Raw genomic sequence first — 12,337 nt, 5'->3', positions numbered from 1 at the left:
GCGGTCACTCCGGCCGGGAGGCCCGTGCCGGTCGGCGTCGCCAGGGATGTGCGAGGGCGGCGAGGATCTCGCCGGTGCCGGGGAATGACGTGGGGTCGTGCAGGCCCACGGCGGCGGGCTCGCGGCCGGGGGACCAGGTGAAGCTGCCGAAGAGGTGGTCCCAGCACGACAGGTCGGAGCCGTAGTGGCCGGCTTCGGACAGGTCGGTGCTGTGGTGCAGACGGTGCTGCTCGGGACTGGCCAGCAGATGGTTGAGCCGTCCGATGCGGACATCGATGTTGGCGTGGATGAAGTAGCCCTGGGCGGCGACGAAGAGTCCGACCACCAGCACCGCGGGTCGGGAGAATCCCGCGAACGCCAGAGTCAGCTGGACGAGGGCCTGCGCCAGGGCGATGTCCAGCACATGGTTGACCCCGTTGTTGGCGACGTTGACCTTCTCCGGCACGTGATGCACTCCGTGCAGCCGCCAGAGCAGGGCGTTCCGGTGGCCCAGCCGGTGCACCGTGTAGCTGACGAGAGATCCGGCGAGGAGCGCGACCGGGATCTCGACCCCGAGATGGCGGTCCGGTTCCGCGGGCGAGATCAGGCCGACGGCCAGCGCGACCAGGAGTTGCGCCAGTCCGCTTCCGGCCATGGAGAGCAGGAAGTAGATGCCGTACCAGCACCATTCGGCCTTTCCTGGGTGCCAGTCCCGGTCATAAGGAATCAGCCGCTCCAGGAGAGTGAGATAGGCGATGACCCCGACCAGGAAAAGCGAACTGACCCAGGCCGGATCCCACTCCAGCGACAATGCGGCCACACCCACGGATACGACCGCGAGGAGGAGAACCGGGTACGCAGCTACGCGAAGGAGCCGAGCGGGAGAATTACCGGCCCACCCCTTCCGGTCGACCGAATATCCGGCCGAATAGATTCCGCCATCGGCGGAGTGCTCGCGCTCGTCCATCCGTGACCCTCCACAAGTGACAGTGACGGGGAGAGAGACCCTCGCATCGCATCAGAGCAGGCCAGAGCACCCCTAGGACGTGACAGGAAACCCTGGGCGGCGGCCACGGCCCCCGCACTGGCGACTTTCAGACACCCGACCTCGATGAAATTCGGCCGTGGCGTGAACTGATGCCCCCGACCCCATCAGCCCAGATCATCTATTTCCCGTTCCCACCGCTTTAATCACGCCCGACCCGGAGAAATCATCCGGCGCATTTGTTCGTGCGGGAATGCGAGAAGGATCGCGTAACCGAGGCGAGTTCATTTGTGCGAACAATTCTTTCGTAGGATCATCGCGGCGTTTGAGGACGGCGCATTCCGGTGCGCCGGAGACGTAACCCCACGCTCCGGCGTATGTCGGAGCGGGAGCGGTGCGCCCGCGCGAAACCAGCTACCCGAAAGCGCCCCGAAGGAGGAGTTCCGGAGCGGGGATCCGCCGGAGGGCTCCCGCTCCTTCCACCGGGGGACACCGCCCTGCGATGATCACAGTGAGATCCGGCAGCACATCAGCGAACGAATCGAGGAGCCCCCTTGTCGTACGACGTCGGCGCGGTGCGCGCACAGTTCCCCGCCCTGCGGTCCGGTACGGCGCACTTCGACGGGCCCGGCGGCACCCAGACCCCGGCCTCCGTCATCGCCGCGATCGGCGGAGCGATGAGCGGGCCCCTGTCGATCCGGGGCGCCGAGCTGCCCGGGGAGGTGAACGCGGAGGAGATCGTCCGCGGGTTCCGGCAGGCGATGGCGGACCTGCTGGGCGCTGACCCGGGCGGGATCGTGTACGGCCGCAGCGCCACCCAGCTCACGTACGACTTCTCGCGCACCCTGTCCAGGGCCTGGAGCCCGGGGGACGAGGTGGTGGTCAGTCGGCTGGACCACGATGCCAACATCCGCCCGTGGGTGCACGCGGCCGAACGGGCGGGGGCGGTGGTGCGGTGGGCCGACTTCGATCCGTCGACCGGCGAGCTTTCCCCCGAGGCGGTCGGCGCGCAGCTCACCGGGCGGACCCGGCTGGTCGCGGTCACCGGCGCCTCCAACCTCATCGGCACCCGGCCCGACATCCCGGCCATCGCCGAACTGGTCCACCGGGCCGGCGCGCTGCTGTACGTGGACGGGGTCCATCTGACGGCCCACCACGCGGTGGATGTGGAGCGGCTCGGGGCGGACTTCTTCGTCTGCTCCCCGTACAAGTTCTTCGGGCCCCATCACGGGGTGCTCGCCGCCCGGCCCGAACTGCTCGGCACTCTCCGCCCGGACAAGCTGGCCCCGTCCACCGACGCCGTGCCGGAACGCTTCGAACTCGGCACCCTTCCCTACGAGTCGATGGCGGGCACCCGAGCGGCGGTGGACTTCCTGGCGGGCCTGGGCGCCGGCGAGGATGCGGCGGGCGGGCGTCGGGCGCGGTTGCGGTCGGCGTACGCGGCGATCGACGCCCACGAGACGGCACTGCGCGAGAGCATCGAGAAGGCGGTGCGCGAACTGGGCGGCGTGACGGTCCACTCCCGTGCCGCCGAACGCACCCCCACCCTGCTGCTCACCTTCGAGGGCCGGGACGCGGCGGACGCCTATCGCTTCCTCGCCCGCTCCGGGGTGCACGCGCCCGCCGGTTCCTTCTACGCCCTGGAGGCCTCCCGCCACCTGGGGCTCGGCGACAGCGGCGGCCTGCGCGTCGGACTCTGCGCGTACAACGACACGGACGACGTGGAGCGCCTCCTGACGGGCCTGGCGGACTGGCTGCGGTGACGGCGGTGACGGCGGACGCCGTCACCGCGCACCGAGTGCGGCCAGTGCGTCCACCGCGTCGGCGAGCCCGGACGGGTGCCGGGTTCCCGTCGGCTGCCGCCCGGCCCAGCCGGGCCCGGCGGTGAAGACCACAGGCCGCCTGCGCGCGCCCCGTACGCCCCACTCGATCGCCTGCACCCGGGCGGCGAGCGATCGGCTCGCCGTGCCGTGCGACTGAGCCCAGAGCACCACCGCGTCGGGTCCGGTGCGCCGGACCGCTTCCTCCAGCGCCTCGACGGGCAGGGCGGCGCCGAACATACGGACCGGCAGTCCGTGGCGGTCGAGCGTGGCGGCGAGTGCCTCCAGGGCCAGCGTGTGGGTCTCACCGGGTACGCAGGCCAGCAGGGAGAGGCCCGCACCGGGGGCGGGGGGTCCGGCGGCACGGACACCGCGCAGCGCGCCGGAGACGTGCCAGGACAGCAGGTGCTCGACCTCGATGTACCGCTCCCCCGCGGTCTCCCACTTGCGGCCCACCGCGTGCAGCGCCGGCACCATCACCTCGTCCCAGGCGGCCGGCAGCCCGTAGCGGTCGAGGACCTCCGTGAGCAGTTCCTCCATGGCCGGCGCGTCCAGCCGGAGCGCCGCCCTGGCCAGGCCCCGGCAGTCCCGGCGGGCGCTGCCGAGCGGAACCACGGGGGCCCGGCGTGGGTGCCCGCGCCGTGGCGCGGGCGTGGCGCGGGGGCCTCCGGCCAGGACGGCACGAGCGGCCTCGGCCGGCGGCAGGCCCGCGCTCGTCAGGCGGCACATGTGCCGCAGGGCGGCGATGTCGGCCCCGGTCCAGCGACGGTGCCGGCCGTCCTCCCGTGCGGCCGGGCCGATGCCGTAGCGGCGGTCCCACGAGCGCAGCGTCGTCGGCGCGACCCCGAGAAGGCGGGCCACCGCACCGGTGGTCAGCCCTCCGTCGGCCGGCGCCCGCGGAGGCCGGCCGCCGGCGCGGGGGCCCGCCGGGCCCCTCGCCGAGTCCGCCACGAGGTCCTTGGCAGGGGCCGTCACGAGGTCCATGAATTCCACGATACGACGCAAGAACGGTGCGTGTTGCCCCGTCTGTCGCCGCGCGGTTGGCTGGAGGCACCGGGGTCTGCGCGATGCCCACCCGCCGCATCGCCCCGCTTCACCCCTCAGCGGAATAGACACGGGACAGACAGGAGACGGCCATGAAACCGAGCGACGAACTCCCCGTCGATCACCGGCTGGCGAAGGTGTACCGGATCGGCGCGGGCCTCTGCGGCGCCATCCTGCTGGCCTTCGGCATCCTCGGCTTCACGAGTCGGCTGGGCTTCTTCGACACCAGCGGCGATCACATCGCCGGACTGTCGACCAACGGTCTGCTGAGCCTGATCTCGGTGGTCGTCGGCGGGCTGCTGATCGCCGGGGCCGCGGTGGGCGGAAACGTCGCCTCCACCCTGAACATGACGATCGGCGCGCTCTTCCTGCTGAGCGGTTTCGGCCACCTCTTCGTCCTGGACCGGGCCGCGAACATCCTGGACTTCGGGATGTCGAACGTCGTCTTCAGCTTCGTGATGGGGCTGCTGATCCTCACGTTCGGCATGTACGGACGGGTGACGGGCGGCCTGCCGCACGACAATCCGTACTGGCTCCGCCGCCACCCGGAGCAGGCGGACCGCGAGGCCGCCGCCGCCCGCAGGAGTGCGGCGGCGGGCGGACAGCTCGGACGGGGAGGCGCTCAGACCTTGCGGTAGCGGGCGTTGACCCAGGAGAACACGCCGAAGGCGACCAGTCCGAGGGCGATGACCACCAGGAGCCACGGGCCGACGGGGGTCTCGGTGAAGGAGCGCAGGGTGTCGTCCATGCCCTTGGACTCGTCCGGCTGGTGCTTGATCGCGGCGCCCACCGCGAATCCGCCCGCCGTGGCGAACACGATGCCGCGCGCCGTACCCCCGAAGACTCCGGTGAAGTCGACCGCCTGTCGGACCCGCTTGGACATCTCTGACATCTTCAGGTGCTTGTGGTACTTCCGCAGGAGCGCCCGGACGGCGATCCAGAGGCCGGCGCAGGCCACGCCCACACCCGCGATCCCGACGATCCACTGGCCTCCGGGCCAGCCGAGCGCCTTGGCGGTGATGTCCTTCGACTGCTGGTCCGACGATCCGCCCCCGCTGCCCGAGTCACCGGCGGCGAAGGACAGGACGGAGTAGGCGACGAATCCGTAGAAGACGGCACGGCCCGCCGCCATTGCCCGCTTGGTGGGCTTTCGGCCGTCGGCCCCGGCCCCGCCGAACAGGGCCTCCGAAAGCCGCCAGAGAGCCATTCCCACCAGGGCGATGCCCAGCACCCACAGCAGGATCTGCCCGAAGGGCTTCTCGGCTATCTCACCGATCGCGCCGCCCCGGTCGGCCTGCTTCCCACCTCCTCCGGACAGCGCGATGCGCAGGGCGAGGGCGCCCACGAGGACGTAGATCACCCCACGGGCCACGAAGCCCGCGCGGGCTCCTGCCTCCATCGCGGTGCTGTTCGCGGCTCTCTTGGCCTGGCCGCGTCCCTGCGCTGCTACTGAACGGGTATTCATGAATGCCAGGTGCCCCGGTCCTGCGGATCGATGTCATGAGCGCGCCGGGAGTGATTTTCGACGCAGAAACGACGCGGCGGGCGGTCGGGCCGGATGTGCGTCAGCGTGGGAGGGAAACAGAAGACCCACCCCCGCTCGCCGGAGGAGATATCATGACGATCACCCGTCTGCACCGCACCGCGGCGGCGGCCGCGGCACTGGCCTTCCCCGCCTCTCTGGCGTTCTTCGCCCCGCAGGCCCAGGCCGAGGCGCCCGCCGAACCGTACGGCCCCGCCTGCTCCTCCGTACCGAAGGAGGGCGCGGGCAGCCTGGAGGGCATGGCGAAGGAACCGGTCGCCACCGCCGCGTCCAACAACCCCGAACTCTCCACCCTCGTCAGCGCGGTGAAGAAGGCGGGCCTGGTCGACACGCTCAACAACGCGAAGAACATCACGGTGTTCGCGCCGACCAACGCCGCCTTCGAGAAGATCCCGCAGGCCGATCTGGAGGCGCTCCTCAACGACAAGGCCGAGCTCACCAAGGTGTTGACGTACCACGTGGTGGGCGAGAAGGTCACGACCCAGCAGATGGAGGACGGCACGTTCAAGACGCTGGAGGGCAGCGACCTCACGACGAAGGGCTCGGGCGCCGAGTTCACGGTGAACGACTCCTCGAAGATCGTCTGCGGCAACGTGCCGACGGCCAACGCCACGGTGAATCTGGTCGACACCGTGCTCATGCCGCCGTCGTAGGGACGGTCGCGGCGCCACCTCCGCGCACAGCGGATCCCGTGCCCGGACCCCGCGACGGTCCGGGCACGGCGCGACGGTCCGGGCACGGCCCCGCGCGCCTGTTCTATACGCTGAGGGCGTGACCAGCGCCGACGACCGACCGACCCGCAGCGGCACCCCGGAACCCGGGGCGCCGCTCGCGGACCTCCAGGCGTTCGCGGTGGAGCTCCGCCGGATGAACGGCGAGATCAACCGGATGACTCACGGTTTCGCGGCGAATCAGCAGCTGCATCCCACGGACGTGAGTGCGCTCGCGGCCATCCTCGACGCCCCGTCGCCCCTTACCCCGGGGGCGCTGCGCGAGCATCTGGGTCTCACCTCCGGCGCGGTGACCGCATGCCTGGACCGGCTGGAGCGGGCCGGTCATGTCCGCCGGGCCCGGGAGAGCACCGACCGCCGGGTCGTGCACGTGTACTACGAGGCGAGCGCCCGGACGGCCGCCCGCGACTACTTCATGCCGCTCGCCGAGGCCACGGCACGGGCGAGGGCGCGCTTCAGCGAGACGGAGCTGGCGACCGTCCTGCGCTTCCTCACCGCCATGAACGAGGAGCTGGGCGAGGTTCCCCCGGCGCGTCGCTGAGCTTTCCCGCTGACGGGTCGGGGGCACACGGGGAGGGACGGGGCGGCCGTCGAACCCACCCCCTGCGGCTGTCCGCACGAGCAGTCCCGTAATGTATTTCAACGATTGAGATTGTTCATCACTGAGATATCTCCACCCCCGGGAGAGACATGTCCACCCCTGCACGCTCCGCACGGTCGATCCGCTGGCTCGTCCCCGTCGTGCTGCTGATCGCGTGGCTCGGCGTCGGCGGCGGGCTCGGCCCGTACGCCGGAAAGCTCGGCGAGGTCGCCACCAACGACCAGGCAGCCTTCCTGCCCCAGAACGCGGAGTCCACCCAAGTCATCGACGCGCAGAAGGCGTTCCAGCAGAACGAGACCCTGCCGGTCATCGTCGTCTGGACCTCGGCGGATCAGGACGCGCCGCTGGGCGACGAGCAGCGGGAGGCCGCCACCGATGCCCTCGCGCCGCTCGCCGGGAGCGACGGCGTCGTCGGAGCGCCCTCCCCCGCACTGCCCTCGAAGGACGGCCTCGCGCTCCAGGGCATCGTCCAGTTGAGCCCCGGCCTCGGGGACGAACTGCCCACGGCGCTGGAGAGGATCGAGGAGGCCGGCTCGTCGGTGCCCGGCACGACGGTCCAGCTCGCCGGGCCCGCCGCGAGCCAGGCCGACCTGTCCGACGCCTTCGCGGGCATCGACGGACTGCTGCTCGGGGTCGCCCTGATCACGGTGCTCGTGATCCTGCTGCTGGTCTACCGCAGTGTGCTGCTGCCCTTGGTCATCATCCTCGGCGCCGTGTTCGCCCTGGCCCTGTCCTGCGCGATCGTCTACGTCCTCGCCGACCACGACATCGTGCGCGTGGACGGTCAGGTGCAGGGCATCCTGTCGATCCTGGTGATCGGCGCGGCGACGGACTACGCACTGCTGCTCACCGCCCGGTTCCGGGAGGAACTCGCCGTGCACGGCGACCGGTTCACCGCGATGCGCGTCGCGCTGCGCGAGTCCTTCGGCCCGATCACGGCCAGTGCCGCGACGGTGGCCGCGGGGCTGCTCGCCCTGCTGCTCAGCGACCTCACCAACAACCGGGCCCTCGGACCGGTGGGCGCGATCGGCATCGTCTGCTCGGTCCTCAGCGCCCTCACCTTCCTGCCGGCCGCCCTGGTGCTGCTCGGCCGGAAGGCCTACTGGCCGGCGAAGCCCAAGCCCGCCGACGACAAGGTGTCCGGCGGCCACGGCGTCTGGCACAAGGTCGCGGCCCTCGTCGACCGGGCGCCCCGCAAGGTGTGGGCGATCACCCTGGCGGCCCTGATCGCCTGTGCCGCGTTCGCCCCCACGCTCACCTCCAAGGGGGTTCCACTCGACGAGATCTTCGTCAACGACGCCCCGTCCGTGGCCGCCCAGGAGACGCTGAGCGAGCACTTCCCCGGCGGTTCGGGCAACCCGGCGGTGATCATCGCCGCGGCGGACCGCCTGCCCGAGGTCACCGAGGCCGCCGAACGCACCGAAGGAGTGGCTTCGGTCGCACCGGTGAGCGCGGGCGGGCGGCCGGGCGGCGAACCCCTCGTCGTCGACGGCAGGGTCCGCATCGACGCGACCCTCAAGGACGCGGCCGACAGCGACGAAGCCAAGGAGGCGGTGGCCGCGCTGCGCACCGCGGTCCATGCCGTGCCCGGTTCGGACGCCCTCGTCGGCGGCTACACCGCGCAGCAGTACGACACCCAGCGGACGGCGGAGGACGACCGCACGCTGATCGTGCCGGTGGTGCTGGTGATCATCCTGGTGATCCTGGTCTTCTTGCTGCGGTCGCTGCTGATGCCGGTGCTGCTGGTGGCGACCGTGGCGCTGAACTTCCTCGCCACCCTCGGCATCTCCTCACTGGTCTTCACCCATGTGTTCGGCTTCAGCGGCACGGACTCGTCGGTGCCGCTGTACGGATTCGTGTTCCTGGTCGCCCTGGGCGTCGACTACAACATCTTCCTGATGTCCCGGGTCCGGGAGGAGTCGTTGCGGCACGGCACCAGGGAGGGCATCCTGCGCGGGCTCACCACGACCGGCGGGGTCATCACGTCGGCGGGCGTCGTCCTGGCGGCCACCTTCGCCGCGCTGGGCGTGATCCCGCTGGCGTTCCTGCTCCAGATCGCGTTCATCGTGGCGTTCGGCGTCCTGCTGGACACGCTGGTCGTCCGGTCGCTCCTCGTCCCGGCGCTGGTACGGGACATCGGCCCGAAGGCGTGGTGGCCGGGGGTACTGAGCCGGGAGGGGTCGGACGGTCAGCGGGGCGCGGTCGCGGAGTCCGGGTCCGGGTCCGGGTCCGAGTCCCGGTAGGCGGCCAGGGCCCAGATGACGAAGATGTCCAGACCGATGACGATCACCGACCAGAGGGGCGCGTACGGCAGGAAGAGGAAGTGCGCGCAGAGGTTCAGGGAGGCGAAGAGGATGCCCGCCACCCGCGCCCAGCCCGCCCCCTTGAGCAGCGCGGCCCCGGTGACGGCCACGCAGACGCCGAGCACCAGGTGGATCCAGCCCCAGCCGGTGAGGCTGATCCGGTAGAGGTACGCGCCGACGTCGCCGTAGACGTCCCCGTCGGCGAGGGCCGCGATGCCCTCCAGGGCCGCCACGGCGCCCTGGCAGAGCATCAGGATCCCGGCGAAGAGCACCCCGCCGGTCACCCAGAGGCTGTCCGGATCGGGTGCCGGTGCGGGCCCGGACGGGCCGTCGGCGCGCTGCCACGGCGTGTCCCCCTGACCGGGCCCGCTCCGAGGCCCCTGCTCGAAGCCGTCCGGTGGCGTCGGGGCGCCGGGGCCGGTCGCGCCCGCGAGGCCGGACGGGCCGCCGGGGCCGGACGGGTCGGCGGCCCGGGAGGGGTCGGCGGCCCGGGAGGGGTCCTCGCCCATCAGGACTCCTCCTGCGCCCGGTCCGACTGCGCCTTCGTGCGCTTGCCGACCACCGCGGCGGCGGCGACCGCACTGCCCGCGAAGGCCAGCGCGACCATCCAGGCGCGGTCGAAGACATGGCAGGTGGCATGGTCCACGGAGTAGCGCCCGGGACCGGTCAGCCCGATGGCCGCCGCGGTGAAGCCGAGGAACGCCGGGTACTCGTAGCCGCCGCCCTGGGCGAAGAAGCCCGCGGGAGCGTGCACGGCCACCGCGCCGGCCATCGCCCCCGCGGCCGCCGCGCCCGCCGCCGGGGTGGCGAGGCCCAGGGCGAGCAGGACGCCGCCGCCCGCCTCGCCGAGCCCGGCGGCCACGGCGCTGTGCTTGGGCGGATGGAACCCCATCGCCTCCATCGCGGCCGTGGTGCCCTGGATGCCACCGCCGCCGAACCAGCCCGCCAGCTTCTGACTGCCGTGGGCGGCGAGCACCGCGCCGGTGCCGACGCGCAGGGCGAGCAGACCGAGATCACGCCGGTTGACGCAGACCATGAGGACTCCCGGGGTGGGGGGGGTGGGGTACGGATCCCACTCTCGTCGGCGGGTGGCGGGCGGGCGCGGCCGGGTACGCCGTCCGTGGCACGGACCCGTCACCCCAAGGGCGGGATGCGACGCAGATCATTATGCAACTTGTTGCATAAGGGCGTGGCGGTGGTCTACAACTGACCCGACGACCCTGTGCGGAGGAGACCTCGTGACCCTGTACCCGAACCTGCTGAGCCCCCTCGACCTCGGGTTCACCACCCTGCCCAACCGGGTGCTCATGGGATCGATGCACATCGGTCTGGAGGAGGCCGAGCGCGGTTTCGAGCGGATGGCCGCGTTCTACGCGGAGCGCGCCCGGGGCGGCGTCGGCCTCATGGTCACCGGCGGCATCGCCCCCAGCGAGCGGGGCTGCTCCTTTCCCGGCGGGGCCAAGATGACGACGGACGCGGAGGCGGAACAGCACCGGGAGATCACCTCGGCGGTGCACGCGGCGGGCGGCCGGATCGCGATGCAGATCCTGCACTTCGGGCGGTACGCGCACCACCCCGACCTGGTGGCGCCGAGCGCGCTCAAGGCCCCGATCAGCGGATTCACCCCGAACGCGCTCACCGATGACCAGGTCGAGGAGACCATCGAGGAGTTCGTGCGCGCGGCCGGTCTCGCACGCCTCGCGGGCTATGACGGCGTCGAGATCATGGGCTCCGAGGGCTATCTGATCAACGAGTTCATCGTCTCCGCGACCAATCACCGCACCGACCGCTGGGGCGGCGGTTACGAGAACCGCATGCGCCTGCCCGTCGAGATCGTGCGGCGGGTCCGCGAGCGGGTCGGCGACGACTTCATCCTGATCTACCGGCTCTCCATGCTGGACCTGGTACCGGGCGGCTCGACGCTGGAGGAGGTCGTGACGCTCGCGAAGGAGATCGAGGCGGCGGGCGCGACGATCATCAACACCGGCATCGGCTGGCACGAGGCGCGGATCCCGACCATCGCCACCTCCGTGCCGCGCGGCGCGTTCAGCTGGGTGACCGGGAAGGTGCGCGGCGCGGTCTCCGTACCGCTGGTGACGAGCAACCGCATCAACACCCCCGCGGTCGCCGAGGAGATCCTCGCCTCCGGCCGGGCCGACATGGTCTCCATGGCCCGCCCCTTCCTGGCCGACCCTGAGTTCGTCGCGAAGGCGGCGGCGGGCCGGGCGGACGCCATCAACACCTGCATCGGCTGCAACCAGGCCTGCCTGGACCACATCTTCAGCCTCAAGATCACCTCCTGTCTGGTCAATCCGCGCGCCTGCCACGAGACCGAGCTGGTTCTCGCGCCGACCCGGACCCGTAAGCGCGTCGCCGTGGTCGGCGCCGGCCCGGCCGGCCTCGCGTGCTCCGTCACGGCGGCCGAGCGGGGGCACACGGTGACCCTGTTCGACACGGCGGACGAGATCGGCGGGCAGCTGAACGTGGCGCGCCGGGTGCCGGGCAAGGAGGAGTTCGACGAGACGCTGCGCTACTTCCGTACACGGCTGGCCGAGTTGGAGGTCGACGTACGGCTGGGCGCCCGGGCGGACGCCGGTTCGCTGGACGGCTTCGACGAGATCGTGCTCGCCACCGGCGTCGAGCCGCGCACCCCGGCCATCCCCGGCACGGACCACCCGAACGTCGTCAGCTATCTGGACGTGCTGCGCGACGGGGCGCCGGTCGGCGCACGGGTCGCGATCGTCGGGGCGGGCGGCATCGGCTTCGACGTCGCGGAGTTCCTGACCGACGGCGGCGACGCGGCGAGCCTGGACGCGGACACGTTCTTCCGGCAGTGGGGCGTCGACACCGCCTTCGCGGAGCGCGGCGGGCTGCGCGCCCCCGAGCGTCCCGGGTCGCCGCGCACGGTCCACCTGGTCCAGCGCAGGACCACCAAGGTCGGTGCGGGGCTCGGGAAGACGACGGGGTGGATCCACTGCACCGAACTGCGCCACCGGGGCGTCGAGATGATCGCCGGAGCCTCCTACGACCTCATCGACGACGAGGGCCTCCACCTCACCGTCGACGGTGAGCGCCGAGTGCTGCCGGTCGACACGGTGGTGCTGTGCGCGGGCCAGGAACCGCGCCGCGAGCTGTACGAGGAGCTGCGTGCGGGGGCCGTCCCGGTCCATCTGATCGGCGGCGCGGACGTGGCGGCCGAGCTGGACGCCAAGCGGGCCATCCGCCAGGGCACGGAGCTCGCCGCCGCGCTGTGAGCTCCCTGGACGTACGGAGGCCGGGGGCCACGAAGGACGGCGCGCCCCCGGTCTCGTCGCGTCCTTAGGATGCACCC

The 12,337-nt window shown here is 71.8% G+C and carries 11 protein-coding genes; 6 read left to right on the top strand and 5 right to left on the bottom strand.

What is annotated here, in order from left to right:
* Positions 1 to 4 precede the first annotated feature (4 nt).
* Positions 5 to 946, bottom strand: coding sequence for a sterol desaturase family protein (locus D581_RS0102155; protein ID WP_026290107.1), 942 nt, complete (start codon positions 944 to 946; stop codon positions 5 to 7).
* A 572-nt stretch (positions 947 to 1,518) separates the two neighbouring features.
* On the opposite strand from D581_RS0102155, the gene D581_RS0102150 reads away from it, so the two are divergent.
* Positions 1,519 to 2,727, top strand: coding sequence for a cysteine desulfurase-like protein (locus D581_RS0102150; RefSeq protein WP_018955582.1), 1,209 nt, complete (start codon positions 1,519 to 1,521; stop codon positions 2,725 to 2,727).
* Between the two features lie 21 nt (positions 2,728 to 2,748).
* Here the strand turns inward: D581_RS0102150 and D581_RS0102145 are convergent, their stop codons facing one another.
* A complete protein-coding gene (locus tag D581_RS0102145; protein WP_018955581.1) occupies positions 2,749 to 3,768 on the bottom strand; it encodes a MerR family transcriptional regulator in 1,020 nt (339 codons plus the stop codon).
* Between the two features lie 152 nt (positions 3,769 to 3,920).
* Between D581_RS0102145 and D581_RS0102140 the strand changes: the two genes are divergently transcribed.
* A complete protein-coding gene (locus D581_RS0102140) occupies positions 3,921 to 4,466 on the top strand; it encodes a DUF4383 domain-containing protein (RefSeq protein ID WP_018955580.1) in 546 nt (181 codons plus the stop codon).
* On the opposite strand, the gene D581_RS0102135 is transcribed toward D581_RS0102140, so the two are convergent.
* The gene (locus D581_RS0102135) at positions 4,451 to 5,293 is read right to left on the bottom strand and encodes a DUF1206 domain-containing protein (protein WP_199787760.1); all 843 of its coding nucleotides are present in this window, start codon (positions 5,291 to 5,293) and stop codon (positions 4,451 to 4,453) included. The genes D581_RS0102140 and D581_RS0102135 overlap by 16 nt on opposite strands.
* A 152-nt stretch (positions 5,294 to 5,445) precedes the next feature.
* On the opposite strand from D581_RS0102135, the gene D581_RS0102130 reads away from it, so the two are divergent.
* The 3 genes from D581_RS0102130 to D581_RS0102120 all read left to right on the top strand — a co-directional run bounded on the left by D581_RS0102130 (position 5,446) and on the right by D581_RS0102120 (position 8,946).
* Complete coding sequence (locus tag D581_RS0102130) at positions 5,446 to 6,024, top strand: fasciclin domain-containing protein (RefSeq protein ID WP_018955578.1); 579 nt, start codon at positions 5,446 to 5,448, stop codon at positions 6,022 to 6,024.
* Positions 6,025 to 6,142: 118 nt separating this feature from the next.
* Entirely contained in the window at positions 6,143 to 6,643 is a 501-nt protein-coding gene (locus tag D581_RS0102125) for a MarR family transcriptional regulator (protein ID WP_018955577.1), read from the top strand.
* Between the two features lie 149 nt (positions 6,644 to 6,792).
* Positions 6,793 to 8,946 carry an MMPL family transporter gene (locus D581_RS0102120; protein WP_018955576.1) on the top strand — a complete coding sequence of 718 codons (2,154 nt, stop codon included), beginning with the start codon at positions 6,793 to 6,795 and terminating at the stop codon, positions 8,944 to 8,946.
* Here D581_RS0102120 and D581_RS1000000141535 read toward each other — a convergent pair.
* The gene (locus tag D581_RS1000000141535) at positions 8,892 to 9,515 is read right to left on the bottom strand and encodes a DUF7144 family membrane protein (protein ID WP_018955575.1); all 624 of its coding nucleotides are present in this window, start codon (positions 9,513 to 9,515) and stop codon (positions 8,892 to 8,894) included. The two genes, D581_RS0102120 and D581_RS1000000141535, sit on opposite strands and share 55 nt — an antisense overlap.
* Positions 9,515 to 10,042: a DoxX family protein gene (locus tag D581_RS0102110; RefSeq protein ID WP_018955574.1), complete on the bottom strand. Its 528-nt coding sequence runs from the start codon at positions 10,040 to 10,042 to the stop codon at positions 9,515 to 9,517. The genes D581_RS1000000141535 and D581_RS0102110 overlap by 1 nt, the downstream gene beginning before the upstream one ends.
* Positions 10,043 to 10,244: 202 nt before the next feature.
* Between D581_RS0102110 and D581_RS0102105 the strand changes: the two genes are divergently transcribed.
* Positions 10,245 to 12,260 carry an NADPH-dependent 2,4-dienoyl-CoA reductase gene (locus D581_RS0102105; protein WP_018955573.1) on the top strand — a complete coding sequence of 672 codons (2,016 nt, stop codon included), beginning with the start codon at positions 10,245 to 10,247 and terminating at the stop codon, positions 12,258 to 12,260.
* Positions 12,261 to 12,337: the final 77 nt, after the last annotated feature.

The organism is Streptomyces sp. CNB091, from assembly GCF_000377965.1.
Note: the sequence above shows the minus strand (reverse complement) of the source record. Positions and strands in the feature narration are given on the sequence as shown.